We start from the raw sequence: 26,676 nt of genomic DNA, 5'->3' as shown, positions 1-26,676 counted from the left end.
CGCGCCCGGATGTCCGGGCGCGCCGTACGTGCATGGTGGGGCACCTGGGTGACGGGATGTCAACCGGCAAGGAAAGCCCAGGTCACATGTGGTTGTGGGGTCGTGGTCCGGCGGCGGGCAATTCGGCCCACCGAAGACCGAAGGGGGGACCGTACCTTTCCTGCGGCCGACCGCAGGTTTAGGGCGAGCGGCAGGGTGGTCGTTGACCGTTGACCGGCGGGTATCTAGTCTTTCAATCAGTTCGCCCAGTTCGGCTGCCGGGCCTCGGGACGAGGGTCTGGATTCCGCGTTACCGCGCGATTGCATAGCGATTCCGCATGTGTGAAGTGCCATGAAAGGGTCCCATCTCTTGTTGAATTCTGTTCTCGCTTCGGTCGAATCGGCTCGGGTCACCTCCCAGGACGGCCCGGAGGCCCAGGCGGGGTACCCGGACGCCCGCACGCAGTCCGACCAGTCGGGGCTGTGCATGGCGAGCCTCGACACGTCCCTGACCATCCAGCAGGCGAACCAGGAGTTCTTCCGGCAGTTCGACGGCTCCTCGGAGGAGCTGTGCGGCAGAAGCTTCCGCGACGTGGTGCACCCCAGCGTCCGGCAGCCGTTGATGCGTCAGTTCTCGCACCTGATCGAGGGCAAGCACCAGCGCTTCGTCACCCCGGTCATCGCCGTGGGCGCGGACGAGTCCCCCTTCACCGTGCCCCTGACGGCGGTCTCGGTGCGCGGCGGGCTCCCCGACACCACCGCGATCCTGGTGATGATGCCCGCGACCCGGAGCGTCGAGGGCGCCCGGGTGGTGGCAGGCCGCAAGAAGATCCTGTCCGAGATGGACGCGCGCATCCTGGAGGGCATAGCCGCTGGGGTGTCCACCATCCCGCTGGCGTCCCGCCTCTACCTCAGCCGGCAGGGCGTCGAGTACCACGTGACCTGTCTGCTGCGGAAGCTGAAGGTGCCCAACCGGGCCGCGCTGGTCTCGCGGGCCTACTCCATGGGCGTGCTCAAGGTCGGCACCTGGCCGCCCAAGGTGGTGGAGGACTTCGTCAAGTGAGCCGGGTGCGGCGGCAAGGGTGCCTAACGCGACAGGAGTGATGCCGTTCCGGACACTCATCGTCCGTTTCCATCAAGGAAGCGCATGGTTCACCGGAAAGCTGCTGCGTGTTCACTCTCCGTTTCCCTAGGGTCTGAGCTCTTCCTCCCGACATCCCAGGAGAGCCGACCCATGGACTCATCACGGCACCTCGTCGCCCACCTCGGGCTCGACCTCGCCGCCATATGCCTGCTGACGTTCGCGATCTACTACCCCCGGCACCGCCGCCGCGACCTCGTGCCGGCCTATCTCGCCCTGAACGTCGCCCTGTTCACCGTTGTCGCCGCCCTCGCCCAGGTGGGCGGCAACGGTGGGGCGGCGCTGGGCTTCGGGCTCTTCGGAGTGCTCTCGATCATCAGGCTCCGCTCCGACGCCGTCCAGCACGAGGAAGTCGCCTACTACTTCACCACGCTGGTCCTCGGTCTGCTGTGCGGACTGCCCAACCTCCCGTTCACCGCGGCCGCCGGCCTCAGCGCCGTCCTGCTCCTCGTCGTCTACGCCGCCGACCACCCCCGGCTGTTCGCCCGCTCCCGCCGTACGGTCGTCACCCTTGACGCCGTGCACGCCGACCCCACCGCCCTCCGCGCCGACCTCGCCCGCAGACTGGGCGAGCCCTTCCACTGGACGGTCATGGAAGTGGACTACGTCCGCGACCTGATGGTCGTCGACGTCCGCTACCGCGAACCCGCCCCGGGCGGCGCCCACCAGGCCGAACGGTCCCGGACCGCGCACCGCGCCGCGCCCGCGTGGGAGACCGTGTGACCACCACGCCGGCACCCCCGGTCCCCGCGGCCGTCCGGGCCGTCGGCGAGGCGGCCGGCGCCGCCGGGCCGATCTCCCTGGCCGAGGTCAACGCGCGCGCCGAGCTGATGGCCCGCTTCGACCGCAGCTATCTCGTCCCCGCCGACGCCTTCCTGGCGATGGCCCGGCGGCTCACCGACCCCCGGCGCCCCGGCGGCCCCTTCCGGGCCCTCACCATCGACGGACGACGCGCCTTCCGGTACCACTCGGTGTACTACGACACCCCGGAGCTCCGCTCCTTCCACGACCACCGGCAGGGCCGCCGCCTCCGCTTCAAGGTCCGCGAACGCGTCTACCAGGACAGCGGCGAACGGCAGTTCGAGATCAAGCTCAAGGGCGGACGGGGCGACACCGTCAAGCACCGCCGCCCCCTCACCGGCGAGGACACCCCGCTCGACGCGCCCTTCCGGGCCTTCCTCACGGACACCCTGCGCGACGCCTACGGAATCGACTCGCCCCCGGTGCTGCGCCCGTCCCTCAGCACGGACTACGTCCGCACCACCTTCGTGGCCGACGGCGAGCGCATCACCTGCGACGTCGGACTGGTCTGCGACGATCTGCGGGCGGGGCGGAGCGTGCGCTGCGCACCCGGCCTCGTCCTGGTGGAGACCAAGACGGCCGGTCATCTGACGGAGGCGGACCGGCTGCTGCACGACAGCGGCGTACGCCCGGCGGTCTTCACCAAGTACTGCGGGGCGTACGCGGCGCTACGACCGGGCCTCCCGGCCAACCGCTGGCGCCGCGCGGCCCGGCACGCCTTCAAGGAGTCCTGGCCGGACTGAGCGGCTCAGTGCCCTCCGCCGGGCCCTGCGAGGAGCGGCCCCAGCACCGGCAGACGCGTCAACTGCTGCTGGAGCGGCCCCACGAGCGGCTGAAGCGGGCCCGCGAGCGCGTTACCCGCGTTGCCGGCCGGCGCGCCCTCGGCCGGAGCCGCCTGGGGCTGCGCCTGCGGACCGGCCTGCGGCGCGGCCTGGGGTGCCGCCTGCGGCGCGCTCTGCGGGGCTCCCTCCCGCACCTGGTCCATGGCGGCGGCCTGCTCCTTCTTGACGAGCGCCCCCGGATTCGGGAGGTCGGCCGCCGCCTGGAACGACAGCGTCTCGGGCAGCTGCTCGGCGCTCGGGGGCGCCGCCGACGCCTCCGCCGGTGCGACCACGGCGAACGACAGGGCGGCCAGCAGCGGGGTGACGGTGTGGCGCAGACGCATGAGAGCCTCTCTCGATACCGGAACGACGTACACCACGAAAACGAACCAAAGCCCCGCAAGTCACTGAGGTGCGGTGGATCGCTCCGGGTCGCACCCAACGGGCCCTGCCGGTACGGTGATCGCAGCATTTTCCGGTGCGGACGACGGAACGAATGGGGTGGCGACGTGACAGCAGAGGGCGCCGAAGGCGGACCGCGCGCGAGTGAGGACGAGGGCCGGGCCCGGCGGCACGCAGTCGTCATCGGCGGCGGGCTCGCGGGCCTCCTCGCCGCGCATGTGCTCGCCGCCCACGCCGACAAGGTGACGCTCGTCGAGCGCGACCGCTTCCCGGAGGGCCCGGACAACCGCTCCGGCGTCCCCCAGGACAAGCACACCCACGTCATGCTGGAGAGCGGCCAGCACGCCCTGGAGAAGCTGCTGCCCGGCATCGTGGGCGAGCTGCTCGACGAGGGCTCGCCGCGCGTGGCGATGCCCACCGACATCCTGCAGTGGCAGGTGGGCCACTGGTACCGCCGGACCCGCCCCACCACCCATGTCCTCACCGGCTCCCGGCCCCTGACCGACTGGGTCGTGCGCCGCCGCGTCCTGGGGGGCGACTCCCGCGTCGAGACGGTCGAGGGCGTCGAGGTCACCGGCCTGCTCGGCGACGCCACGCGCGTACGCGGCGTCCGCCTGCGCGAGCGCGGCCTGCCCGCCGCCACGGCGGGCACCACCCTGGAGGCCGACATCGTCGTCGACGCCTCCGGTCGCTCCTCCCGCGCCCCCTCCTGGCTGGCCGCCCTGGGCGCCGAGCCGCCCCACGAGGAGGTCCTCGAGACCGGCCTCGCCTACGCCACCCGCTTCTACCGCACCCCAGCCGGGCAGGAGGACCCCGGCTTCCGGGGCATCTACATCATCCCCAACCCCGCCCAGCGCTACGGCGGGATCCTGATGCCCCTGGACGGCGGCCGCTGGTCCGTGATCCTCTCCGGCCTGCGGGGCAATGAACCGCCCACCGACGAGGACGGCTTCCTCGCCTTCGCCGCCAAGCTCCCGCACCCCGTCCTGCACGACTGGCTGCTCAAGGCGGAGCCCATCACCCCCATCCACGGCTTCCGCAAGACCGGCAACGTCCGCCGCCGCTACGACGGCCCCGGCCGCCGCCCGGCCGGCTTCCTCGCGACGGGCGAGGCCCTGTGCGCCTTCAACCCCGTCTACGGCCAGGGCATGTCCGTCGCCGCCCTCTGCGCCGTCGCCCTCCGCGACGCCCTCACCGACCCCCGCCGCACCCCCACGACCGGCCGGGTGCAGCGGGCCCTCGTCGAAGCGGCCCGGCAGGCGTGGGACATCTCCTCCGGCGCGGACAAGAACGTGCCCGGCGCGACCGGAAACCTCCCCCGGGACCGGGCGGTCGACCGGCCCGGGGACTGGTACCTCGCACGCGTGCAGCGGCGCGCCACGGGCAACCCCGTCGTGGGTGAGGCCTTCCGCCGGGTGCTCTCACTGACCGCCCCGGTCACGTCCCTCTTCGCGCCACCGGTCGCGAAGGCGGCCCTCTTCGGCCCGGACCCGCAGTCACCGGTGGAACCGCCGCTGACGGCGGAGGTGTAGCTGTTTACCGGGGCTCCGCCCCGGACCCCGGTCCTCAAGCGCCGGACGGGCTGAGTAAGCCCGTCCGGCGCTTGAGGACGGCTCACCCCACGTCCCGGCGGCGGAACGCCGCCAGCCCCACCACCGTGAGCACCGCCGAAAGCCCGGCCAACCAGAAGAACGGCCCCGCCGAAACCGCCGCCCCCGGCAACTTCGGCAGATGCCCGAACGGCGAAAGATCCATCACCCACCCCGGCAGCCGCAGCACCGGCCCCAGCCACCCGATGGCCAGACACCCCCCGGCGACCCCCCAAGCCGCCACCGCCCCCCGGGGCAGCGCCCCGAAGAGGAGGACGGCCACCGAGGCCAGAGCCCACGCGGCGGGCAACTGGGCGAGCGCCGCGCCGAGCACCCGCGGCACCTGCCCCCCGACGTCCCCGGCCGTGATGCCGTACGCGAGGCCCATGCCCAGGCCGCCAGCGAGGAGGACGACCGCCGTGCCCAGGCCGGCGAAGGCGAGGTGGCCGGCCGCCCACCGGAGCCGGCCGGTCGCGCCGGCCAGTACGGGCTCGGCGCGCCCGCTCGTCTCCTCCGCGCGCAGCCGCAGCACGCAGCCCACCGCGTAGAGCGCGGCGACCATGCCGAGCAGGCCTGTCAGGGCGGACAGGAAGGAGTCGGTGAGGCCCTGGTGGCCGCCCATCCGCTCGAAGATCTCGCGGGTGCTCTCGTTGTCACTGACGAGGTCGGAGACGCCGTTGACCAGGGAGCCGAAGACGGTGCCCGCGACGGCGAAGCCCGCCGTCCAGCCCAGCAGCGTGCCGCGCTGGAGCCGCCACGCCAGGCCGGTGGCGTCCGTGAGGTACCGCGGTGCCGTCGCGGCGCCCGGGCGTCCGGCCAGCAGGCCCGCGCCGATGTCGCGGCGCCCGGCCAGGGTGTAGGCGGCAGCGGCGGCGAGGGCCGCCGCCGCGTACGGCAGGACGAGGACCCACCAGCGCTCGCCCGCGAAGGCCCGGGTCTGCTCGGCCCAGCCGGCGGGGGAGACCCAGACCAGCGGCGAGGAGGCGTCGGTGCTCGCCGCGTCACCGGCCGCGCGCAGCAGGAAGGCCAGGCCCACGGTCGCGCCCGCGAGGCTCCGCGCCGCCCGGGCGGTGTCGGTGAGCTGGGCCGTGACGGCGGCGACGCCCGCGAAGCACAGCCCCGTACCGGCGACGGCCAGGCCCAGGGCGGCCGCGCCGCCGGCCGGCAGCCCGGCGCGGGCCAGCCCGGCGGTGACGAGGACGGCGACCAGGCCGTTGGCGGCCAGGGCCGTGAGCAGCGCGGCGGTCAGCGGGGCCCGGCGGCCGACGACCGCGGCGGACAGCAGTTCCTGACGGCCGGTCTCCTCCTCCTCGCGGGTGTGCCGGACCACGATCACCAGGCTCATGATCCCGGCGAGGACACTGCCGAGGGCGGCCATGCGCCAGGCGACCAGACCGCCGGTGGAATCGCCGAACACCGGCCCGTACAGCGCGCGGACCGAGGCGTTGGCATTGGTGGAGCGGGCCACGCCGGCCCGGTCGGCGGCCGTGGCGTACAGCGACTCGAAGGCGCTCGCGACGCTGACGACGGCCAGGGCCAGGGCCACGGCCCACACCGGCAGCAGCACCCGGTCGCGGCGCAGCGCGAGGCGGGCCAGCGTGCCCGTGCCGGCCAGCCGGGGCGAGGCGGGCCGGGGCGGGACGGCGGGGGCGCTCACGAGGTCACCGTCCGGGCGGGTCCGGCGGCGGTGTCCTGCTGGTAGTGGCGCAGGAAGAGCTCCTCCAGGGTGGGCGGGGTGCTGGTCAGGCTGCGGACGCCGGACTCACCCAACTGCCGTAGTACGGGCCCGAGTTTGTCGGTGTCCACCTGGAGCCGTACCTGCTGTCCCCGGCCGCCGTGGAGCTCGCGGACGGTGAGGTCGTGGACGCCGGGCAGGCGCGCCAGCCCGTTGGGCGCGCCCGTGAGCTCGGCGGTCACGGAGGTCCGGGTGAGGTGGCGCAGGTCGGCGAGGGAGCCGGTCTCCACGGTCGTTCCCTCGCGGATGATGCTGACCCGGTCGCACAGGGCCTCGACCTCGCTGAGGACGTGGCTGGAGAGCAGGACGGTGCGGCCGCGTTCGCGTTCCTCGGCCACGCAGGCGCGGAAGACCTCTTCCATCAGCGGGTCGAGGCCGGAGGTCGGCTCGTCGAGGACGAGCAGGTCGACGTCGGAGGCGAAGGCGGCCACCAGGGCGACCTTCTGGCGGTTGCCCTTGGAGTAGGCGCGGCCCTTCTTCGTCGGGTCGAGGTCGAAGCGCTCCAGCAGCCCGTCGCGGCGGGCCCGGTCGGCGCCGCCGCGCAGCCGGACGAGCAGGTCGATGACCTCGCCGCCGGAGAGGTTGCGCCAGAGGGTGACGTCACCGGGGACGTATGCCACGCGGCGGTGGAGCTCCACGGCGTCGTGCCAGGGGTCCTTGCCGAGCATGCGCGCGGAGCCGCCGTCGGCGCGCAGCAGCCCGAGGAGGACGCGGATGGTGGTGGACTTCCCCGCACCGTTGGGGCCGAGGAATCCGTGCGTCTCGCCGGTCTCGACGGTCAGATCGAGGCCGTTCAGCGCACGGGTCCGGCCGAAGGACTTCTCAAGGCCGGACGCGTGGATCGCCTTCGTCATACCTCCGAACGTACGCTTCTTTCAGAAATTTGTGAAGGTTGGAAAGAGTGTAAATTGACCTGTGGGATCACCGGAGAGAGGGCGGGATGATGACCGAGACGACCAGAGCGGGCGGCCACGACCAGGAGCGCGACGAGGAAGCGGTCTCCCGCTTCGTCGAGCGCTTCGCCGCGGAGCTCACCGACGCGGGCATGCCGCGCATGGCCTCCCGGGTCTTCGCGGCGCTCCTGGCCTCCGACTCGGGGGTGCTGACGTCGGCGGAGCTCGCCGACTCCCTGCGGATCAGCCCGGCGGCGGTCTCGGGCGCCGTCCGCTATCTCACCCAGGTCGACATGCTCGCCCGTGAGCGTGAGCCGGGCACCCGGCGCGACCGCTACCGGCTCAACGCCGACGTCTGGTTCCAGGCCCTCACCCGCCGCGACCAGCTGCTGATCCGCTGGGAGGGCGTGCTGCGCGACGGCGCGAAGACCCTGGGGCCCGGCAGCCCGGCCGGGGCGCGGGTGGCGGAGACCGCCGAGTTCATCGAATTCCTGCAGAAGGAGTTCCAGCAGGTCCTGGCCCGCTGGCGCGAGCACAGAGCCGCCCTCGGCGAAGGCCGGCCGTAGCCCCTCCCCCTACCCCGTGCTCCGAGGCCGCCGACAGGGCCGAACGGCCCTGTCATCCCGGGCCGATCGGGTGCGTTCCGGCACTGCCATACTGCTTTGCGCTCGGAACGACGGAGTACAGGAGACCCGCCCGTGAACACCCCCAAGGGCAACGACTATTACGCGCTGCTGGCCCGGCACGACGCGATGCGGTTGCGGCGGCAACTGCTCGCGCCCGGTGGGGCACCGGCCCCCGCCGCCGACGCCGGACCCGCGCCGGCCGCGCCGTACTGCGACGAGGCCGACCGGCGGCTGATCCTCGGTCACCTGGACCTGGTCACCCCGTTCGAGGAGCTCATCACGCCCCTGTACGAGGTGATGTTCCGCCGCCACCCCTATCTGCGCTCGATGTTCCCCGAGTCGATGGCGTTCCAGCGCGCCCATCTCGCCCAGGCCTTCCAGTACTTGACGGACCATCTGGACCGGCCCGAGGAGGTCGCCGCCACCTTCACCCGGCTGGGCCGCGACCACCGCAAACTCGGCGTCCGCCGCGCCCACTACGCGACGTTCGAGGACGCCCTGCGCGAGGCGCTGCGGCTGCGCGCGGGCCGGCGCTGGAGCGTGGAACTGGAACGGGCCTGGCTGCGCATGCTGCGGTCCGCCGTCGACGCCATGGTCGCCGGGGCGGACGCCGCGCTCACCGAACCGCCCTACTGGCACGCCACCGTGGTCCGTCACGAACTGCGCCGCCCGGACCTGGCGGTGCTGCGCGTGCGCACCCACGAGCCCTACCCCTACCGCGCGGGCCAGTACGGCGCGCTGGAGTCGCCCTTACTGCCGCACGCCTGGCGGCAGTACTCGATGGCCTGCGCCCCGCGCGCCGACAACATCGTCGAGTTCCATGTGCGGCGCACCGGCCCGCACGGGGTGAGCGAGGCCCTGGTGGACCGGACGCGCGCCGGCGACACCCTGCGCCTCGGCCCCGCCACCGGCACGATGACGCTCGGCGACGAACTCTCCCGCGATCTGCTGCTGGTGGCCGGCGGCAGCGGCCTCGCCCCCGTCAAGGCCCTGCTCGACGAGCTGGCCGGCCGCCGCACCGGCAACCGGCGGGTCCACCTCCTCCTCGCCGCCCGGGACCGCGGCGACCTCTACGACGGCGAGTGGCTCGCCGACCTCGAACGCCGCCGCCCCTGGCTGACCGTGCTGCCCGTCCTCGGCGACGCGCCCACGCCCGGCGGCCGGTCCGTGGTCGCCGACGCCGTGGCGCGCCACGGCGAATGGGCGGACCGCCTCGCCTACGTCAGCGGACCGTCCGGGATGGTCGAGGACGCCGTGCGAGCGCTGCGCGGGCTCGGGACGCCGGCCGCGTGGATCCATCACGACCCGCTGGGCTCGTCCCCCGTGTCGTCGGTCTCCGCCGCCAGATGGTGATCCACGCTCACCACGCCGTCGACGCTCTGGCACAGCTGGACGAGGACCGGCACCAGACTGCTGCGCCGCACCGAGCCGCTGAGCCGCACCTGACCGTGGTTCACCTCGACGCCCACGGCTGACGGCGGCTGCCGCAGCGTACGGACGAGGACGTCCTCGATGATCTCCTCGCGGATGGCCCGGTCGGTGCGGAGGAAGACCCGCAGCAGATCGCCCCGGCTGACCAGGCCCACCAGCCGGCCCGTCCCGTCCACCACGGGCAGCCGCTTGACGCGGTGCTCCTCCATGGTGCGGGCGGCCTCCACCACGCTCCAGTCCGGCCGGGCGCACACGGCCGGACTGGTCATCAGCCCCTCGGCGGTGGTCGCCTCGTGCTTCGCGCCCGAGGAGTTCACGCCCGTCGCGTTCGCCTGGGCGCCGGGGGCGCCAAGGGTGTCGTCGGGGTCCGGCCGCCGGGAGGCCTTCGCCAGCAGATCCGCCTCGGAGACCACCCCCACCGGCCGGTCCTCGGCGTCCACCACCGGGACCGCGGTGATGTCGTGCTCCTGAAGCACGTGCACGATCTCGGTGAACAGCGTGCCGCGCTGGACCCGGACGACCGAGCGGGTCATCAGATCGCCCACGGTTCTGTGCTGGAGCATGTTCCGGTCCCTGTTCCGCCGTGTCCGCCGGGAGGGCGGGCACGCCCCCGCCGGTCTCCCGTGATGCCCTCCCAGCCTCGCACATACAGGGACGTACCGGCGCCGCCCGGGTCGGGCATGACCGGCATGTGGCGATCTCATGTCAACCACCCGGGACCCTTCCCCTGACCAGCGTTGACTCGATACCGTCCGGTCGGTTGTGATCGATCGTCGATCGCGACCGACCACAGACCGGGCGCCCGCCACCGGGGCCGCCCGCACCGAAAGGACCTTTGTGCGCGCACAGCTCCGCCGAAGAGCGATATCGGCTCTCGTCACCACCGTCGTCGCCACCCCCGCGCTGCTCGCCGTGGCGACGCCCGCCGAGGCACGGCCCGCCGGGCAGCACGAGAAGGCCGAACGGCTCGCCCGCAAGCTCGTCAAGAACTCCTCGGGGAAGAGCGCCTACCGCCACCTCCAGGCCCTCCAGAAGATCGCGGACGCCAACGGGGGCAACCGCGCCGCCGGCACGCCCGGCCACGTGGCGTCCACCGAGTACGTCTACGCCCTGCTCAAGAAGGCCGGTTACGACGTCTCGTACCAGGACTTCGACTTCTACGAGTCCAAGGCGCTGCGCGAGAAGCTGAGCGTCGTCTCGCCCGAGCCGCGCGAGATCCGCACATTCGCCTACAAGTTCAGCAAGGCCACGCCCGAGGGCGGCCTCGTCGCCCCGCTGGCCGCCGCCCGCGTCGACGAGACCCCGGGCTGCGACCTGGACGATTACGCCGGCCAGGACTTCAAGGGGAAGATCGCGCTGGTCAAGCGCGGCAGCTGCGCCCTCCAGCAGAAGGAGGAGATCGCCGCCAAGGCGGGCGCCGCCGGCCTGATCCTCTACAACCACTCCGGCACCGAGCCGGTCCGGGGCACCGTCGGGTCCCCGGACAAGGCCCACATCCCCGCCGCGGGCGTCTCCCTCGCCGACGGCGAGGCACTGGCCGCGCAGATCGCCAAGGGCGGGGCCAAGGTCCGCCTCGACGTCGCCACCGAGGCGCTCAAGCGCCCCACCCGCAATGTGATCGCCGAGACCAAGGGCGGCAGCGCCGACCACGTGGTGACGCTCGGCAGCCACCTCGACTCCGTGCCCGCCGGCCCCGGCATCAACGACAACGGCTCCGGCTCCGCCGGCCTGCTGGAGGTCGCCCTCAAGCTCGCCCAGCAGACCCGCGGCCACGGCCAGCAGCCCACCAACAAGGTGCGGTTCGCCTGGTGGTCCGGTGAGGAGCTCGGCCTCCTCGGCTCCGAGCACTACGTCGCCTCGCTCAGCGAGAAGCAGCGCAAGCAGATCGCGCTCTACCTCAACTTCGACATGATCGCCTCGCCGAACCCGGTGGAGTTCGTCTACGACGGCGACGACTCCGACCACACGGGCTCGGGCCCCGGCCCCAAGGGCTCCGCGCAGATCGAGAAGCTGATCAACGGCTACCTCGACCGCAAGGGCTCCCCGCACGAGGGCACCGACTTCGACGGCCGCTCCGACTACGGCCCGTTCATCGACAAGGGCATCCCTGCGGGCGGCACCTTCACCGGCGCCGAGGGCATCAAGACCAAGGAGCAGGCGGCCCGGTTCGGCGGCACGGCGGGCGCCGCCTACGACCCCAACTACCACGGCGCCGGCGACACCCTCGCCAACATCGACCGCAAGGCGTTCGACCTCAACATCGGCGTCATCGCGCACGCGGTCGGCATCTACGCCCACGACCTGAGCTCGCTCGACGAGCCCGCGGGACACTGATCCCCGGGGCCGGGCGGCTCCGTCGGCGCCGCCCGGCCCGGTTCACCTCCTCGTTCCCCCCGTTCCACCTCCTCGTTCCACCTCCGCGTTTCAGCGAGCGGAACACTTCCCCGGTCCCGCCGCCCGGGTGCCTAGGGTCACGGACAACCGCACGGCCGGGAGGCCGGTCACGGAAGCCCGGACCACGGAGCCAGGGAGGGGAGCCCGGATGCGATCCTGCGTACTCAAGGCGGTCCCGGAGGACTTCACCGTCACCGAGTGCCTGGGGCTGCCCACCGGCAGGGCCGCCGACCGCGACTACCAGTACCTGCTGCTGCGCAAACGCGGCTACACCACCCATGAGGCCATGAGCGCCCTCGCCGCCCACCTGGGCGTCCCCCCGGACGCCGTCGCGGCCGCCGGCCTCAAGGACGACGACGGCGTCACCGAGCAGTACCTGTCGCTGCGCGGCCCGGTCTCCGACGGCCGGCTGCGCGCCTTCAGCGCGGGCATCGGCGACGACCACCACTGGCTGCGCCTCACCGCCCACGGATACGGCCCCGAACCCCTGCGCGCCGGGGACCTCGACGGGAACTGCTTCCGCGTCGTGGCCCGCGCGCTCGACCCCGGGACCGCCGGGACCCTGCGGGAAGGCCCCGCCCGGCGCACCCTCTTCTTCGTCAACTACTACGGCACCCAGCGCTTCGGCGTGCCCGGCGGCCCCAAGGAGACCCACCTGCTGGGCGAGGCGCTGCTGCGCGGCGACGACGCCACGGCCTTCGCCCTGCTGCGCCGCTCCGGCTCCCCCGAAGGGCGCCTGGCGCAAGGCCACCGGGGCAGCCCGGCCCGCTTCCTGGCCGGCCTCGACCCCCGCGTCCCCGTCTTCTACCGCTGCTCGTACGCCTCGTACCAGTGGAACGGCCTGCTGCGCGACCAGGTGGAGCGGGCGGCGGACGGACGGACCGTCGACGAGGAGGACGACGGCATCCCGTACACCTTCCCGACCACCGCCGAGGCCGCCGTCGCCGTCCTCGCCCGGTGCCCCGTCCTGGACCTCGACCGCTACCGCTGGGCTGCCGGGACCATCCGGCACGACCGGGCACCGCGGCCGACCGTCGTACAGACCCAGCTCAGGATCGACGGCGTCGCCCCCGACGAGCTCCACCCGGGCCGGTGGCGCTGCCGACTGTCGTTCTTCCTGCCCTCCGGCTGCTACGCCACCACGGCCGTACGGCAGTTCCTGCTCCAGCGGGAGGACGGGCGGGAGCCACCCGTCAGCGGGCCTCGACGGCCCCCAGCTGGGCCACGGTCGCGGCCGCGGCACCCTGGGCGTGGCGCACCGTGGTCATCAGGCGCACCCGGTCCAGCGGGCCGACCACGGTGATGCCCGCCAGGGCGTGGCCCGTGGGATGCAGCACCGGCACCGCGACGGCCACCGACCGCAGCCTCCCCGTGGCCACGGCGTACCCCTGCCGGGCGACCTCCGACAGCTCCTCCCGCAGGGCCGGGGTGTGGGCCAGCATCGCCCTGCCCACGGCCCCGGCGCAGAGCTCGCCCTGCTCGGCGCGCCACGGGCCGTCGGCCGGCGGCGCGGGCGAGCGGATGCCCTCCAGATGGACGACGCTCGTGCCGTCGAGGACGGACAGATAGGTGCTGTGACGCGTCACGTCGTGCAGCCGTTCGAGGAAGGGCGACGCCACTTCCCGCAGTCTTCGCTGCCAGGGAGCACGCGAGCCGAGCAGGAACAGGTCGTGTCCCAGCCGGACGCCGCACCGGCCGCGCTCGAGCAATCCCCAGTCGACCAGCTCCTTGATCAGCCGGTGGACGGTCGGTTTCGGCAGGCGGGTACGGCGGGCCAGCTCGGAGAGGGTCAGCTCCGTCTCTCCCGCGCGGAAACAGGCCAGCAGCGCGAGCCCCCGGGAGAGTTTGGACCGGGCTCCGGGCGTGGCGCTGAGATCGAGGTACACCAAGGCTGCCCCCAGTATCTGCGGCTCACCCCTCCGTGGAGAGGTCCGGGGAGAACCTACCGCCGCGGGTAGGGATTCGGGTGGCGTGCGCGTCGCGTTCGTCTGGGTCCTGCAAAGCCGGGCGGCCCCGGGCCGCCCCGCGCGAGGGAGAGCACCATGCAGAAGATCACCCCCTGTCTGTGGTTCGACGACCGGGCGGAGGAGGCGGCCACGTTCTACACGTCCGTCTTCCCCGGCTCCCGGATCGTGGACGTCCGGCGCTACGGGGAGGCGGGCCCCAGGCCGACCGGGACGGTGATGACCGTCGAGTTCGAGCTCTCGGGGCAGCGGTTCGTCGCGCTCAACGGCGGCCCGGACTTCACGTTCAACGAGGCGGTCTCGCTGATGGTGGACTGCGCGACGCAGGAGGAGGTGGACGAGCTGTGGGCCCGGCTCAGCGGCGACGGCGGGGCCGAGGGTCCCTGCGGCTGGCTCAAGGACAAGTACGGCGTCTCGTGGCAGATCGTACCGAGGGTCCTCATGGAGCTGGTGGGCGATCCCGATCCGGTCAAGTCCCAGCGGGCCATGCGGGCGATGCTGGGCATGAAGAAAATCGACATCCAGGGCCTGCTGGACGCCTCCGAGGGGTAAGGACGGCCTGTGGAGGCGGGGTTGGCGAGGGGGCCGGGGCGGCGTGAAAGCGCCGCATCGCGGTCGGTTTTACCTCGCCAATATTGCCCCATGACCAAAGCTTGACTAACGTCCTGTCGCGTCGGCCGGGGCCCCGAGGGCGCCCGGACCAGTACCGGCGCACCCGCACCCGCACCCGTACATGCAACCGCACCGCGGACGCAGAAAACCCCGGGGTCGTATCGCGCCTGACCGCGCGACAGCTCCCGGGGCCTTCCCCACTCTTCACTTGTCCTTCTCGTGACGCCGACCACCCGACCGCGAGCTGTAGCGAGCAGCGGTCAAAGCACGCGTCGGCGCCCCCTGTTTCCCGGAGGGTACCGTGAATCACCCCAACCGGCTACGTGCCGCCATCGCCGAGAACGGCACCACACCTCTCATCGGTGTCTTCGACATGTTCTCCGCCTCCGTCGCCGCCCAGCACTACGACGGCATGTTCGTCTCCGGGTTCGGCTTCGCCGCCTCGCACTACGGCCTGCCGGACATAGGTTTCATCGCCTGGCCGGACATCGTCGCCTTCGTCCAGCGGATGCGCCTGGCGTTCCCCGCCCACCATCTGCTCGTCGACATCGACGACGGCTACGTCGACCCCGAGACCGCCTGCCACACCGTGCAGCACCTGGAGGCCATCGGCGCCTCGGGCGTGATCCTGGAGGACCAGAAGCGCCCGCGCCGCTGCGGCCACGTCGACGGCAAGCAGATCCTGCCGCTGGAGGAGTACCTGGAGAAGCTCGAACTCGTCCTGTCCGCCCGGCGCGACCTCGTCGTCGTCGCCCGGACCGACGCCACCGAGGAGGACGAGATCCTGCGCCGCGCCGAGGCCCTGGCCGCCAGCGACGCCGATGTGATCCTCGTCGACGGCGTGCGCAGCGTCGAGTGGATCCGCAAGGTGCGCGGCGTCATCGGCGACAAGCCCCTGCTGTTCAACCAGATCGCGGGCGGCAAGTCCCCGCGCCTCAGCCGGTCCGAACTGACCGAGCTGGGCGTGGACGTGGCGATCTACAGCACGCCGTGCCTGTTCGCCGCCCAGTCCGCGATGGACGAGGCGCTGCGACGGCTCAAGGACGACGACGGACGGCTGCCCGAGACCACGCCGTCGAGCGTGGGTGTCGCCGAGTGCCTGGCCCTGCTGGAGAAGAACATCAGCCGGAACCACCGCCTGCCGGCCCCGGCCCCGACGGCGGCCGGGAGCTGATTCCCCTACGACAGCGGCCGACGCCCCCGCCCACCGGTCCTCTCGGGCCGGTGGACGGGGGCGCACGGCCGTTCCGCGACCCGGCTCAGGGTGCGCCGATGGCGTCCAGATAGGCGTCGGCCTCCGCCGGGTCGAGGAACCACCGTGCCTCGGACGGGTCCGCGTACAGCTCGGCGAAACGGTCGGCGACCTCCGCGCGTACGGTCGCCGCCCCCAGCACCCGTGCCATGTGCGGGGACAGCGGGCCGAGCATCGCGGTCGTGAAGGCCGTCGCGTGGCGGGCGTAGGCCCAGAACTCCTCGAAGGTCTCGCGCATCCACCCGTCGTCGAAGGGCCGTTCGCCGCGCGCGAGGATCGCGCGCCGGTAGACGTCGGCGCAGCGGGCGGCGCTGTTGGAGCCCTGCCCGGTGACCGGGTCGTTGACGACGACGGTGTCGCCCATGCCCAGGAGGGACACGCCGTCGTCGAGCCGGGCGACGGGGTGGCGGACGACGGGGTCGACCGCGCCGTAGAGGGTGGCGGTCGCGTCCGTCGGCTCCGCCTTCTCGCACAACTCGTGCTCCCAGGGGGCGAATTCGCGCAGCAGGCCCAGGGAGCGCCTGAGGTTGTCGTGCGGCGAGGGGCGGTCCTGCCAGCAGTCGAACGGGCCGCCGGGAACCGCCTCCCACAGCAGGATGGTGCAGGGACCGCTTGTCGTCAGGGCCGGCTGGAAGAGGATCTCGCCGACGTCGGGCGCCCTCAGAATGCGCACATGCGTCTCCGCCGGGTCCGGGGGAGCGGCCACGCCGCGCAGATAGAGGCAGGACAGGGTGCGCTGGGGCCGGTCGTAGGGCGAGCGCGCGGGGTCGCGCGGGAAGAGGCCGGAGAGTCCGCCGCGCCCGGCCGCCACGATCGTCAGCTCGTGCCGGCGGGCCAGCTCGCCGAGCCCGGCCCGGTCCAGCGAGCGGTACTCGACCCGGCCGCCCCGCCGCTCGAACAGCTCCAGCCAGCCGGAGAGTTTGACGCGCTGGTCCACCGACCGCTGGGGATGCCGCAGCCTGCCAGTGATGGCGGCCGAGACGGTTCCCGGCGGGTCGATCATGGTGGCCCGCACCGAGTGGACCGCGGGCACCCGGTCGTCCCACAGGTTCAGCCCGGCCTCCCGCTCGATCGTCTGCGCGGGCCCGAACATCGCCTGGGTGGACAGCACGTGCCCGTCCCGGATCTCACCGGCCGTGCGGGCGGACACGAGCGTGACGTCGTACGCGTGGGCCTGGAGCCCCAACGCCAGCTGTAATCCCGCTTGTCCCGCTCCTACGATGGCGATCCTCCGCATGAGACCCCCTCAGGTCCGCAAGCCCGGCAACGCGTGGTGCCCGGCGGGCACCACGCGCCCCATCGTGCAGTGGCGCACCGCCGGCCAACAGAGGGCGGCAGGCGCCACAGTGGGCTAGGCGACGGTGAAGGAGGCCGGCGGAGTGGGGTTGTCGGCGTTGTCGTAGCCGATGGCGCAGTAGGTCCAGGGGCCGCCGGACGCCTTGAGAGTGGTGGGGATGCCCAGGAAGTAGCGGTAGCCCTCGGGGTCGGCGCAGTCGGTGCCGGCCTTCGGGCCGTACTTGACCTTGTACGACGTGATCTCCCAGGGCGCGTAGACCGGGCGGACCCAGAAGTCCTTGCCGCCGTCGTCACCCTCGAAGCTCCGGATGTCCACCGTCGGGGCGACGGTGGGCGGGGTGTCGTCGACGCGGGCGTAGGCGTACGACGGGTGGGCGAAGGAGGCGGCCCAGCCGGGGCCGTGCGCGGTGCCGTCGGGCCCGCCGGCCACGCACAGGACGTGGAGGCCCTCCCGCTGCGGCAGCGGGTCCTTGTGGTCCACGCCCGCGGCCGTCAGCCGCCGGGGCTTGCCGTAGCCCTCGGGCCGGGTGCAGTCGGTGGCCCCGAACGGGCCGCTCTTGAAGGCGATGTAGGTGTGCCGGCCCGCCTTGTCGGGAGTGACGCGCGCGTCCCAGCGGGCCGGTCCCTGAGGCGTGTGGGACTGCGTGTGCTGTCCGGCCGATTCGACGGTCGCCTGCTCGCCCCGGTCGAGCCGGCAGCCCGGCCGGCGCAGCCGCAGACCCGCCCCGTCCAGGCAGGAGGCCACGGCGTCGACGGGCGTGGCGTAGGCCGTGTCGTCCTTGGGGACGACCAGCCCCGACGGGCCGCCCTCGCAGGGCCGGCCGAGGCCGCAGCCCAGATAGCCGGGCGTGGCCACGGTGTTGAGCAGCCCGACGAGCCGGGTCCCGTCGGCGGTGGTGACGGCCCCGCCCGACGAGCCGCCGCTGATGCCGAGGCAGTCGGTGCGGGTGAAGTCACGCCACAGCCAGGAGGATTCGTGCAGGCTCACGGAGGCGGCCGTCGCCCGGCACGTGGACAGGCGAAGGAACCGCTTGCCCTCCTCGACCCCGTCCGTCGGCGCGTGGGCCGCCCGCAGCGGCGTCCCCGCCGCGACCGGACGGTCGGCGAGCGTCCGGGGCGTCACCTTCAGCGCGGCGAGCTCCCCGTAGGTGGCCGAGAGCTGGAGCAGCGAGACGTCGATGTCCTTCATCGTCGCGTAGACGACGCGCTCGACGGTGAACTTCTTCTGTTCCGCGGTGTTGTCGTGGAAGAAGGCGGGGGTGAAGCTCCAGCCGTCGGGCGCCGGCTGGTCGACGACGACGTCATTGGTCCGCATCGTGTCGTCGGCGCAGTGCCCGTTACTGAGGATCAGCGCCTTGCCCGCGGGATCCGGCTTCCCCGTGGCGTGCACGACGGTCGCCGTGCACGTCGTACCGCCGCCCCCGACCAGCCGGCCCGACGCCCGGAACCGCTGTCCGTCGGCCGACCCGGCGGCGATCAGCGGCGCGTCGTGGTCGCGCGGTACCGGCCCCTCGGCGGCGTGGGCCGGGCCCGCCCAGAGCGTTCCGGCGGTGAGGAGAGCGGCCGCGCTCGCGGCCAGCAGACGTATTCGGGCGGGGGGAACGACGTCCCTCACGGCAATCTCCTTGATCGTCGACCGCTGACGGCCCGACTGTGGCAGAGCCCGAGGAGACGGGCGACGGTGCGCGTCCGCTTTCGGCCAGGCACGGAGCAGGCAAGCGGAGGGCGATGTTCCGTAAGACTTTACGATCGCTCGATGCACAAACGCCCGTCCGCGAACGCCATTACTTGCGGAGAGGGTCAGGCCAGGACGTCCTCTCCGGGGTGCGGCGTACAGGGGCCTGTACAGGCCCCGCCCGGCCCATGACCATCCACAACCGGAGGGACCAGTACTTCCGTGATCCCACACGATGCAGGCGACGGGGCGACGGGCCGGCGGCGGGGAGGGAAACGGTGACGCTCTCCCGCCATGCGGGTACGTTTCCCATGACCGAACTGCCTGCCGATTATCGTGCGTTCCACCAGCTCTACCGCCCCCGCTACATGCAGTGGGCCGAGCTCTACCTCGGCAATCGCCACGACGCCGAGGAGGCGGTGGACCAGGCCTTCGAGGACCTCTGCTTCACCTGGAGCGAGGTCCTGAGGACCGAGTCGCCCAACGCCTACGCCTGGTCCGTCGTCCGGCACCGCACGATCGACTGCGCCCGCGCCCGGGGCCGGCGCCCCACCGTCATCGACACCGCCGCCTTCGAGACGTCCGCGCTGCGGCACGCCGTCGACCCGATCGGCGAGCTCGAGGAGAGCCTGTCGGTCTACAAGGCCATCTGCGCCCTGCCCGAGCGCCAGCACGACGTCATCGTCCTGCACTACTGCCTCGGCTACAGCGTCCGCGAGACCGCCGACATCATGGGCATCACCCAGGGCGGGGTACGGTCCACCGCCCGTTTCGCGAGACACCGTCTCCACGACGCCCTCGGACTGGAGAGAGAAGAGGAGCACCGGTGATCGGGTCCCTCGACCACGCCCTGGCCAAAGCCCGCCTCGAACCCCGGCCCTACACGATCGCCGACACCGATCAGGCCGAGGCCCGGCTGCGGGCCCGCCTGGCGGAGCGGATGTGGCACGGCGCGCTGTACTTCGACGACCAGATGGAGCCCGCCCGCGCCGCCGCCGTACGGGCCGCCGAGCGCAACTCGCTGCCGCACCGGGCCTTCCGGCGGCGGCTGCGGAGCCTGTGCGAGACGGTCGTCGCCCAGGACCTCCACAAGCTCGGGGCCTTCCTGGCCCACCGGATGCTGGAGCCCGACGGGGCCCTGGTCCTCGGCTGTGTGCTCCAGCTCGCCGACCGGGAGGACAGCGCGCGGTTCTGGTGGCAGTTCGCCGCCGGCGCGGACGCCGCCGGCGCCGCCTGCTGCCTCTACCTCCACCACATGGCCTTCGGCGAGCGCAGGGAAGCGGAGCTGTGGCGCCGTCAGGCCGGGCTGGAGGCGCTCATCCCGCAGACCCCGGAGGACATCGACCGGGGCGACCTCAACGCCGCTCTCCAGTTGCTCGACAGCCTCCGCGGCGGGGAGTGCTTCTCGCCCGCCGCGAGCGCCGTCATCGCCTATGTCCCCGACGCCCTCGGCTTCGTCGAGGAGGTCGATCTGCCCCTGCCCCAGCCCGACTTCCCCGAACGCATCGGGGAACTCACGGCCACGGCCTGACCGATGACACCCCGGAGGGACCGGTGGGACGCCGGTCGCCTCCCGGGGGCGTGGCCTGTGGACAGGGGGCGCCTGCCGGACCGAGAATCACCCTTATGACCTCACCCGACTTCCGTACGCGCCTCACCCGGCCCTCCGAGGCCGAACGGAATCAGGCCCTGGTCGTACTGAGGGACGGCGCCGGCGACGGCAGGCTCTCCCACGACACCTTCATGCGCCGGATGAACATCGTTCTGACCGCCCGCCACCGCGCCGAGATCGACCTCGCCATGGCCGACCTGCGTACCCACGGCCGCTTCTCGGAATACCTCGTCCGCACGGTCACCCGCCTGGCGGGGTTCACGGGCCGGCTGCGCGGCGCCTGGCGCGGCGCCCGGCTCCCCGGCCTCCGGCTGCCCGAGCCGGGCGAGGCCGCGCTGAGCATCGGCCGCTCACCCCTGTCCGGCCTGCGCTTCGACCACGACACGGTCTCCCGCCGCCACGCCGAGCTGCGCTACGTGGACAACCACTGGCGCCTGTCCGACCTGGGCTCGCGCAACGGCACGTACGTCAACGGGCTGCGCATAGCCGGCACCGTACGGGTACACCCCGGCGACCAGGTCGCCTTCGGCAGTCTGCATTTCCGTTTGTCTGCCTGATCCGTTTGTCCGTCTGATCCCTCGCACCGCCCCTTCGCTCCTTCGCGCGGGGCACGCGCCCCCGCCCGCCCGGTGCCCCGGGCGCCGCCCGGTCGTTGGCCCGGGCATGGGCAGACGGCAGGGGAGCGGACGCACCCGACGGGAGTTCCTGGCGACGGCGGGCGGCGCCGGCGGCGCGGCCGCCCTGACGGCCGCCGGGCGCGCCGGGGCCGCCGCCCGGCACGGCGGAACGGGCCGCGGCGTGGCGGTGCTCGGCGGCGGCGTCGCCGGGCTCAGCGCCGCGCAGGAGCTCGCCGAGCGCGGCTACCGCGTCACCGTGTACGAACGCAACACCGCTCTCGGCGGCAAGGCCCGCAGCATGGACGTCCCCGGCACCGCCCGGGACGGAAGGCGCCCGCTCCCGGGAGAGCACGGCTTCCGCTTCTTCCCCGGCTTCTACCGTAACCTTCCCGACACCCTGCGCAGGATCCCGCTGCCGGACGGCCGGCACAGCGTCCACGACAACCTGGTGAACGCCACCGAGGAACTCTTCGCCCGCGACGGCGGCCGCCCGGACCTCCGCATCCCCTTCCACGCCCTCCTCGCCCCGCCCGGCCTCGCCGCACTGCTCCCCGACGCCCTGCCCGGCACCCTCGCGGGCGCGCTGGACACGGCCCTGCGCCTGCCGGCCGGCGAGCTCCTCCACTTCGCCCACCGGGTGCTCGTCCACCTCACCAGCTGCGACCGGCGCCGGTACGGGCAGTGGGAGCGGGTGCCCTGGTGGGACTTCATCGACGCGCCCCGCATGTCCCAGGACTACCAGCGCCTCCTCGGCACCGGCCTCACCCGGAACATCATCGCCACCAAGGCCGAGATCGCCAGCACCCGTACCGTCGCCCGGGTCTTCCAGGCCTTCCTCTACAACGGGCTCGGCCGGGGCAACGACGGGGAGCCGGACCGGGTGCTCAACGCCCCCACCAACGAGGCGTGGATCAACCCCTGGGCCGCCCATCTGCGCCGCCTCGGCGTCCGCTTCGAGCTCGGCACCGAGGTCGAGGAAGTGGTGTACAAGGGCGGCCGGGTCAGCCACCTCCGGCTGCGGTCCCGGGAGATCGGCGTGCCCCGCGCCGCGAGCGCCGACCACTACCTCAGCGCGATGCCCGTCGAGCACGCCCGCGCCACCTGGGGGAGTGCCCTGCGGGCCGCCGACCCCCGCCTCGCCCGCTGCGACCGGCTGAAGACCGACTGGATGGTCGGCGTGCAGCTCTACCTCCGCACCCGCACCCCCATCGTGCACGGGCACGTCGACCACGTGGACTCCCCGTGGGCGCTCACCACCATCAGCCAGGCGCAGTTCTGGCCCGGCCGCGACTTCCGCGCGGACTACGGCGACGGCCAGGTGGCCGACTGCCTGTCCGTGTGCGTCTCGCAGTGGGACGCGCCCGGCATCCTCTACGGCAAGCCCGCGATCGCGTGCACCCGGCAGGAAGTGATCCGCGAGGTGTGGGCCCAGCTGAAGGCCGGGCTGAACGACACCGGGCGGCAGGTGCTGTCCGACGCCGACGTCCACTCCTGGTTCATGGACCCGGCGGTCACGGGCCTGGGCGGCCCGTCCCCGGCCAACCGCGAACAGCTCCTCATTCACCCCACGGGCACCTGGTACGACCGCCCCGCGAGCCGTACCGCCGTCCCCAACTTCTTCCTCGCCGGGGACTACGTCGCCACCGACATGGACCTCGCGACCATGGAGGGCGCCAACGAGTCCGCCCGCCGCGCGGTCAACGCCCTGCTGGACGCGGATGGCTCCCCGGCACCCCGCTGCCGCGTCTGGACCCTGTACCGGCCGCCCGAGCTGGAGCCCTTCCAGCGCCAGGACGAGGCCCGCTACCGCGCGGGCTGGCCGAACGTCTTCGACCTGCGCTGACGCGCCCGGTGCCGTTCAGTCCAGCCCCCTCGCCCGCCGGAAGCGGGCCAGGCCCTCGGTGAGGTCGACGACCGGCGCGGGGTAGCGCAGCGCCACCCGCTCGGCGCCGCCCAGCCGCCAGGGCGTGTGGACCGCCGCACCCGGCAGCGCGGCCAGCTCCGGGACCCACCGGCGCACATAGTCGCCCCGGGGGTCGAAGCGCCTGGCCTGGACGAGCGGGTTGAGGACGCGGTGGGGGCGGGTGTCGTTGCCCGTGCCCGCCGCCCACTGCCAGTTCAGCCGGTTGTTCGCCACGTCCGCGTCGACGAGGAGGCCCTCGAAGTGCCCGGCGCCCTCCCGCCAGTCGTGGTACAGCGACTTGGTCAGGAAGGAGGCCACCAGCATCCGGGCGCGATTGTGCATCCACCCCTCGTGGGCGAGCTGGCGCATGGCCGCGTCCACGACCGGGTAGCCCGTCATGCCCGCCCGCCACGCGGCGAGCTCGTCGGGGTCCGTACGCCAGCGGTCGTGCCGGGCCCGGTAGTCGCGGTGCGCCGCCGCAGGGACAGCGGCCAGGACCTGGTGGTGGAAGTCGCGCCACGCCAGCTGGCGGACGAACGCCTCCGCGCCCTCGCCGGCGTGCCGCTCGCCCGCCGAGGCGGCCCGGCGCGCCCGGGAGATCACCTCGACCGGTGACAGACAGCCGAAGTGGAGATAAGGGGAGAGCCGGGACGTGGCGTCCGCCGCCAGATCGTCGTGCGTCTCCGCGTAGCCCGCGAGGCCCGAGCGCAGCCAGGCCGCCAGCCGGCGCCGGCCCTCGGTCTCGCCGCCCTTCGGCAGCCCCGCCGGGGCCGTGCCACGGGCCAGGTCCCCGGCCCCGGGGAGCGGGAGCGAGCGCAGCCGGGGCAGCTCTACGCGCCGGGGCGCGGGGGAGACGGGCCGCAGCCGCTCGGTCGACCAGCGGCGGTGGTACGGGGTGAACACCGAGTAGTGGTCCTTGCCCGACGGCACGAGCACACCCGGTGCCACGGCTGTGGTCACCGCGTCGTGCACCCGCAGTGACCGGCCGTCCACCGTCAGTGCCGAGCGCAGCCGCTCCTCGCGCCGCTGGGCGTAGCCGCTGGCCCCGCTCGCGACGTGCACCTCCGTCGCACCGGCCTCGGCGGCCACGCGGCACGTCTCGCGCACCACGTCCCCGGCCCGGACGATCAGCCGGCTGCCCCGCGCCCGCAGTCCCCCGTCGAGATCGGCGAGGCAGTCCGAGAGGAAGGCCGCGCGCGCCGGTGTGACGAGGCCCGCACCGGCGATACCGGAGTCGATCACGAACAGGGGCACCACGCGCTCGGCCGCGCGCAGCGCCGCACCCAGCACGGGATTGTCATGCAACCGCAGATCGGCTGTGAAAAGGACGACATTGACGCACATGCCCCCACCCGCCTCGTTCCGGTGGCCCAGGCCGTGTCCTGCGGGCTCAGGCTAGGACACAAGGGACGTAAGCGACGGCATTGACTGTGACCCACGGGCTTGCGGATTCCTCGAAGGGATGTTCTGGTGTGGACACGCCGTGCCGGATCGACCGGCCGTGTGGAGCGCCGTACCGGATCGACCGGTCGCGCCGAGGCCGAAGACCAGGCCGGGAAGACCTCTGGCACATGGTGTCGGTCCTCACTGCCGAGGAAGCGACTGATTCCGTACCGGCCGTCTCGGGCCGGTCACAGTACGGCCCAGGATCGGCGACAGGCCCGCAGTGCCTTTCGCCAAGGGTCCGCGTTGGGAGATTCACGTGTCCGCTCTGTCGTCACAGCCGCCTCTGTCCGTCATCCGCCCGTCCCGCCCGCCCATCGCGATGGCGGCACCCCGCACCGGCGGCGCCCGTCACGCCCGGCCGCTGGGCCTCTACGACACCTGGTGGACGCTCGCCGGTGCCGCCGTCGCCCTGTGCGCGGGCTGGGCCGCCAGCGTGTGGGTCTCGATCCACCTCCAGGCGGACGCGTCCCTGCACACGGTCGCGCTCTTCGTGCACCTCGCCAGCCTCGTCCTCGGCTTCGGCGCCGTGCTCGTCGCCGACTACTACGGACTGCTGTGGATCACCGGCCGCACCACCCTGAGCGAGGCCCTCGGCAGCGCGAGCAAGCTCCACCTGCCCATCTGGGCCGGCCTCGCCGGCCTCGTCGTGAGCGGCACGCTGCTCCACCCCAACCCCTCGGCCACGCTCACCGCGATCAAGCTGGCGTTCGTCCTCGTCCTGAGCCTCAACGGCCTCCAGGCGGGCCTGCTCAACAAGCACATGGCCCGGCAGCCCGCCGGCGAGCCGTCGCCCCGCCTGCTGGCCTGGGGCGGGGCCACCGCGACGATCTCCCAGATCTGCTGGTGGGGCGCCGTGGTCATCGGCTTCATGAACACGCCGCACTGACAGGCGCGTTCCTCCACGGAAAGGGCTGCCGCCCCCGTCTCATCGACGGAGGCGGCAGCCCTTTTCCGCGTGCGGCTCAGCTGCCGCAGGCGGCGACCAGTTCGGCGGCCTCGTCACCGATCGACCGGGCGAGCAGGTCCAGATCGGGCACGGCGACGGCGTCGGCGAGCAGGCCGTAGCAGACACGGTCCTCGTATGTGGTGATGCCCACGGCGAGGGACTGCCCGGGCGCGAGCGGGGCGAGCGGATAGGCCTCGCGGAAGCGGCTGTTCGCGAGCGTGAGGCCGTGGGCGCCGCGCAACGGGACGCTGGAGACCAGCAGGTCGTAGAAGAGACGGCCCGAGCGGGCGATCAGGCCGCCGCCGAAGAGGTGGCCGAGGGGCGGGATGGCCTCGGCGAGCAGCGCGGCGGCGCCCGGCCCGCTGGCGGGCCCCGCCTGCTTGTTGCGATCCATGATCTTGCGCACCGCGCGCAGGCGGGCGAGGGGCTCGGCCTCGTCGACGGGGAGCCGGGCGAGATAGCCGGAGAGCCGGTTGCCAGCGGCGCTCGGGTCGCTCGGGTCGCGCAGCGACACGGGGACGAGGGCGCGGGGGCGTACGCCGTCGCTGCCGTCGCCGCGCTTGTCGAGCCAGCGCCGCAGGCCGCCCGCGACCACGGCGAGGAGGACGTCGTTGACCGTGCCGCCCGTGGCCTCGCGGACGCGGTTCACGTCGCGCAGGTCGACGGTCGCACCGTCGGTGCGGCGGGCGCCGGTGGCACGGGAGACGAGGGCGGGCGAGGAACGCACGTCCAGCGCGGCACGGGCCATGGCGGAACCGATCGACAGGGCCCGCCCCGCATCGGTGACGGCGCCGCGCACCAGGCCGGGCAGCTCGCGCGGATCGGGCAGGCGCGGAGCGGAGCCGTTCTTCTCCGGCCGCGGCGCGTCGGCCGGAGCGGGTATCCCGTCGACCGCGGCGGGGTCCAGGAGCGACAGGGCGTACGACGCCGCGCGCATGCCGTCCGCGTGGGCGTGGTGGAACGTGAACAGGACGGCGAAGGACGTGCCGTCCGCGCCGGGCAGCACATGCGCGGCCCACGGCGGCCGCTCCCGGTCCAGGGGCTGCTGCATCAGCGCCCCGGCGGCGGCGAAGAAGTCCCGCACGGGCGCGGTGAGATGGACGTGGTCCGCCGGGTCGTAGCCGGGGTCGACATGGCGGGCGGCCGCGCCGAAGGGGAACAGGACGGGGCGGATACGGGTGTTCAGCCCCGGCACGCGGGCCGCGCGGTCGGCGAGCAGCCCGGCGGCGCGCCGGGCGGCGTCCGGGCTGTCGGCGTCGAAGACGACGAGCCCGCCCATGTGCAGGGGATGACCGGCGGACTCGATGTTCCAGAAGGCGAGGTCGAGCGGCGTGAGCGGTTCGGGGGTCACTTCAGGGGTCACGGGGTCTCCGGGATCACGGGGCATGGACGTGCTCGCGCGTCGGTCGGGCCAGAGGGCGACGCTGCTGGACGGAAGAGAGAAGAAGTCAATCGCCGCCGGTCGACTACGGTCAAGTGCGAACTGGATACGCTCCGTTAATGACGCATGAAGGCCCACAGGTTTCAGCCCCTTCCCAACG

Annotated in this window: 24 protein-coding genes; 15 read left to right on the top strand and 9 right to left on the bottom strand. The window is 73.2% G+C overall.

The window, feature by feature from the left end; genetic code table 11:
• The first annotated feature begins 460 nt into the window (after positions 1 to 460).
• The 3 genes from RM609_RS01295 (at position 461) to RM609_RS01285 (ending at position 2,664) form a co-directional block, all read left to right on the top strand.
• Positions 461 to 1,042 carry a LuxR C-terminal-related transcriptional regulator gene (locus tag RM609_RS01295; RefSeq protein WP_311607637.1) on the top strand — a complete coding sequence of 194 codons (582 nt, stop codon included), beginning with the start codon at positions 461 to 463 and terminating at the stop codon, positions 1,040 to 1,042.
• 171 nt (positions 1,043 to 1,213) lie between these two features.
• Positions 1,214 to 1,843 (top strand): DUF4956 domain-containing protein, encoded by a 630-nt coding sequence (locus RM609_RS01290; protein WP_311607140.1) that lies wholly within the window; start codon positions 1,214 to 1,216, stop codon positions 1,841 to 1,843.
• Positions 1,840 to 2,664 carry a polyphosphate polymerase domain-containing protein gene (locus RM609_RS01285; RefSeq protein WP_311607139.1) on the top strand — a complete coding sequence of 275 codons (825 nt, stop codon included), beginning with the start codon at positions 1,840 to 1,842 and terminating at the stop codon, positions 2,662 to 2,664. The genes RM609_RS01290 and RM609_RS01285 overlap by 4 nt, the downstream gene beginning before the upstream one ends.
• A gap of 5 nt (positions 2,665 to 2,669) precedes the next feature.
• Here RM609_RS01285 and RM609_RS01280 read toward each other — a convergent pair whose 3' ends face one another.
• Positions 2,670 to 3,086 (bottom strand): hypothetical protein, encoded by a 417-nt coding sequence (locus tag RM609_RS01280; RefSeq protein WP_311607138.1) that lies wholly within the window; start codon positions 3,084 to 3,086, stop codon positions 2,670 to 2,672.
• Between the two features lie 165 nt (positions 3,087 to 3,251).
• On the opposite strand from RM609_RS01280, the gene RM609_RS01275 reads away from it, so the two are divergent.
• Positions 3,252 to 4,676 carry an NAD(P)/FAD-dependent oxidoreductase gene (locus tag RM609_RS01275; RefSeq protein WP_311607137.1) on the top strand — a complete coding sequence of 475 codons (1,425 nt, stop codon included), beginning with the start codon at positions 3,252 to 3,254 and terminating at the stop codon, positions 4,674 to 4,676.
• A gap of 82 nt (positions 4,677 to 4,758) precedes the next feature.
• On the opposite strand, the gene RM609_RS01270 is transcribed toward RM609_RS01275, so the two are convergent.
• Together RM609_RS01270 and RM609_RS01265 are read right to left on the bottom strand one after the other, a co-directional pair.
• Positions 4,759 to 6,390, bottom strand: coding sequence for an ABC transporter permease (locus tag RM609_RS01270; RefSeq protein ID WP_311607135.1), 1,632 nt, complete (start codon positions 6,388 to 6,390; stop codon positions 4,759 to 4,761).
• Positions 6,387 to 7,322, bottom strand: a complete 936-nt coding sequence (locus tag RM609_RS01265; RefSeq protein ID WP_311607134.1) for an ABC transporter ATP-binding protein — start codon at positions 7,320 to 7,322, stop codon at positions 6,387 to 6,389. Before RM609_RS01265 ends, RM609_RS01270 begins: the two co-directional genes overlap by 4 nt.
• Positions 7,323 to 7,411: 89 nt before the next feature.
• On the opposite strand from RM609_RS01265, the gene RM609_RS01260 reads away from it, so the two are divergent.
• Positions 7,412 to 7,927 (top strand): GbsR/MarR family transcriptional regulator, encoded by a 516-nt coding sequence (locus RM609_RS01260; RefSeq protein WP_311607133.1) that lies wholly within the window; start codon positions 7,412 to 7,414, stop codon positions 7,925 to 7,927.
• Between the two features lie 132 nt (positions 7,928 to 8,059).
• Positions 8,060 to 9,340 (top strand): globin domain-containing protein, encoded by a 1,281-nt coding sequence (locus RM609_RS01255; protein ID WP_438828362.1) that lies wholly within the window; start codon positions 8,060 to 8,062, stop codon positions 9,338 to 9,340.
• Here RM609_RS01255 and RM609_RS01250 read toward each other — a convergent pair.
• A complete protein-coding gene (locus tag RM609_RS01250) occupies positions 9,286 to 9,981 on the bottom strand; it encodes a CBS domain-containing protein (RefSeq protein WP_311607130.1) in 696 nt (231 codons plus the stop codon). The genes RM609_RS01255 and RM609_RS01250 overlap by 55 nt on opposite strands.
• 274 nt (positions 9,982 to 10,255) lie before the next feature.
• On the opposite strand from RM609_RS01250, the gene RM609_RS01245 reads away from it, so the two are divergent.
• Positions 10,256 to 11,752: a M28 family metallopeptidase gene (locus RM609_RS01245; RefSeq protein ID WP_311607128.1), complete on the top strand. Its 1,497-nt coding sequence runs from the start codon at positions 10,256 to 10,258 to the stop codon at positions 11,750 to 11,752.
• 208 nt (positions 11,753 to 11,960) lie between these two features.
• Positions 11,961 to 13,115, top strand: coding sequence for a tRNA pseudouridine(13) synthase TruD (truD, locus tag RM609_RS01240; protein ID WP_311607127.1), 1,155 nt, complete (start codon positions 11,961 to 11,963; stop codon positions 13,113 to 13,115).
• Here the strand turns inward: truD and RM609_RS01235 are convergent.
• Positions 13,006 to 13,698 (bottom strand): IclR family transcriptional regulator, encoded by a 693-nt coding sequence (locus RM609_RS01235; protein WP_311607634.1) that lies wholly within the window; start codon positions 13,696 to 13,698, stop codon positions 13,006 to 13,008. The two genes, truD and RM609_RS01235, sit on opposite strands and share 110 nt — an antisense overlap.
• A 156-nt stretch (positions 13,699 to 13,854) precedes the next feature.
• On the opposite strand from RM609_RS01235, the gene RM609_RS01230 reads away from it, so the two are divergent.
• Both RM609_RS01230 and RM609_RS01225 read left to right on the top strand, forming a co-directional pair.
• The gene (locus RM609_RS01230) at positions 13,855 to 14,328 is read left to right on the top strand and encodes a VOC family protein (protein WP_311607125.1); all 474 of its coding nucleotides are present in this window, start codon (positions 13,855 to 13,857) and stop codon (positions 14,326 to 14,328) included.
• A 361-nt stretch (positions 14,329 to 14,689) separates the two neighbouring features.
• Positions 14,690 to 15,562 (top strand): isocitrate lyase/PEP mutase family protein, encoded by an 873-nt coding sequence (locus RM609_RS01225; protein WP_311607124.1) that lies wholly within the window; start codon positions 14,690 to 14,692, stop codon positions 15,560 to 15,562.
• 85 nt (positions 15,563 to 15,647) lie between these two features.
• Here RM609_RS01225 and RM609_RS01220 read toward each other — a convergent pair whose 3' ends face one another.
• On the bottom strand, positions 15,648 to 16,790 hold the full coding sequence (locus RM609_RS01220) for a styrene monooxygenase/indole monooxygenase family protein (protein WP_311607123.1): 1,143 nt from the start codon (positions 16,788 to 16,790) through the stop codon (positions 15,648 to 15,650).
• A 201-nt stretch (positions 16,791 to 16,991) separates the two neighbouring features.
• The gene (locus RM609_RS01215; protein ID WP_311607122.1) at positions 16,992 to 18,551 is read right to left on the bottom strand and encodes a trypsin-like peptidase domain-containing protein; all 1,560 of its coding nucleotides are present in this window, start codon (positions 18,549 to 18,551) and stop codon (positions 16,992 to 16,994) included.
• A gap of 371 nt (positions 18,552 to 18,922) precedes the next feature.
• On the opposite strand from RM609_RS01215, the gene RM609_RS01210 reads away from it, so the two are divergent.
• From RM609_RS01210 to RM609_RS01195, 4 genes are all read left to right on the top strand, one after another.
• Positions 18,923 to 19,441 (top strand): RNA polymerase sigma factor, encoded by a 519-nt coding sequence (locus RM609_RS01210; RefSeq protein ID WP_311607120.1) that lies wholly within the window; start codon positions 18,923 to 18,925, stop codon positions 19,439 to 19,441.
• On the top strand, positions 19,438 to 20,142 hold the full coding sequence (locus RM609_RS01205) for a hypothetical protein (protein WP_311607118.1): 705 nt from the start codon (positions 19,438 to 19,440) through the stop codon (positions 20,140 to 20,142). Before RM609_RS01210 ends, RM609_RS01205 begins: the two co-directional genes overlap by 4 nt.
• A 95-nt stretch (positions 20,143 to 20,237) precedes the next feature.
• Positions 20,238 to 20,780 carry an FHA domain-containing protein gene (locus RM609_RS01200; protein WP_311607116.1) on the top strand — a complete coding sequence of 181 codons (543 nt, stop codon included), beginning with the start codon at positions 20,238 to 20,240 and terminating at the stop codon, positions 20,778 to 20,780.
• A gap of 106 nt (positions 20,781 to 20,886) precedes the next feature.
• Entirely contained in the window at positions 20,887 to 22,683 is a 1,797-nt protein-coding gene (locus RM609_RS01195; protein ID WP_311607114.1) for a hydroxysqualene dehydroxylase, read from the top strand.
• A 15-nt stretch (positions 22,684 to 22,698) separates the two neighbouring features.
• Here the strand turns inward: RM609_RS01195 and RM609_RS01190 are convergent, their stop codons facing one another.
• Positions 22,699 to 24,087: a cryptochrome/photolyase family protein gene (locus tag RM609_RS01190; RefSeq protein WP_311607113.1), complete on the bottom strand. Its 1,389-nt coding sequence runs from the start codon at positions 24,085 to 24,087 to the stop codon at positions 22,699 to 22,701.
• A 358-nt stretch (positions 24,088 to 24,445) separates the two neighbouring features.
• On the opposite strand from RM609_RS01190, the gene RM609_RS01185 reads away from it, so the two are divergent.
• Positions 24,446 to 25,075 (top strand): hypothetical protein, encoded by a 630-nt coding sequence (locus RM609_RS01185; RefSeq protein ID WP_311607111.1) that lies wholly within the window; start codon positions 24,446 to 24,448, stop codon positions 25,073 to 25,075.
• A gap of 76 nt (positions 25,076 to 25,151) precedes the next feature.
• Here the strand turns inward: RM609_RS01185 and RM609_RS01180 are convergent, their stop codons facing one another.
• Complete coding sequence (locus RM609_RS01180; RefSeq protein ID WP_311607632.1) at positions 25,152 to 26,486, bottom strand: wax ester/triacylglycerol synthase family O-acyltransferase; 1,335 nt, start codon at positions 26,484 to 26,486, stop codon at positions 25,152 to 25,154.
• Between the last annotated feature and the right edge of the window lie 190 nt (positions 26,487 to 26,676).

Source organism: Streptomyces hesseae (genome assembly GCF_031845785.1).
In the GTDB taxonomy this organism is placed as follows: domain Bacteria; phylum Actinomycetota; class Actinomycetes; order Streptomycetales; family Streptomycetaceae; genus Streptomyces; species Streptomyces hesseae.
Note: the sequence above shows the minus strand (reverse complement) of the source record. Positions and strands in the feature narration are given on the sequence as shown.

Bases quoted from the DNA above. Each gene is read 5' to 3' on its own strand.
- RM609_RS01290 (WP_311607140.1), top strand. From the start codon at position 1,214: ATGGACTCATCACGGCACCTCGTCGCCCACCTCGGGCTCGACCTCGCC.
- RM609_RS01280 (WP_311607138.1), bottom strand. From the start codon at position 3,086: ATGCGTCTGCGCCACACCGTCACCCCGCTGCTGGCCGCCCTGTCGTTC.
- RM609_RS01265 (WP_311607134.1), bottom strand. From the start codon at position 7,322: ATGACGAAGGCGATCCACGCGTCCGGCCTTGAGAAGTCCTTCGGCCGG.
- RM609_RS01260 (WP_311607133.1), top strand. From the start codon at position 7,412: ATGACCGAGACGACCAGAGCGGGCGGCCACGACCAGGAGCGCGACGAG.
- RM609_RS01250 (WP_311607130.1), bottom strand. From the start codon at position 9,981: ATGCTCCAGCACAGAACCGTGGGCGATCTGATGACCCGCTCGGTCGTC.
- truD (WP_311607127.1), top strand. From the start codon at position 11,961: ATGCGATCCTGCGTACTCAAGGCGGTCCCGGAGGACTTCACCGTCACC.
- RM609_RS01230 (WP_311607125.1), top strand. From the start codon at position 13,855: ATGCAGAAGATCACCCCCTGTCTGTGGTTCGACGACCGGGCGGAGGAG.
- RM609_RS01210 (WP_311607120.1), top strand. From the start codon at position 18,923: ATGACCGAACTGCCTGCCGATTATCGTGCGTTCCACCAGCTCTACCGC.
- RM609_RS01200 (WP_311607116.1), top strand. From the start codon at position 20,238: ATGACCTCACCCGACTTCCGTACGCGCCTCACCCGGCCCTCCGAGGCC.
- RM609_RS01195 (WP_311607114.1), top strand. From the start codon at position 20,887: ATGGGCAGACGGCAGGGGAGCGGACGCACCCGACGGGAGTTCCTGGCG.
- RM609_RS01190 (WP_311607113.1), bottom strand. From the start codon at position 24,087: ATGTGCGTCAATGTCGTCCTTTTCACAGCCGATCTGCGGTTGCATGAC.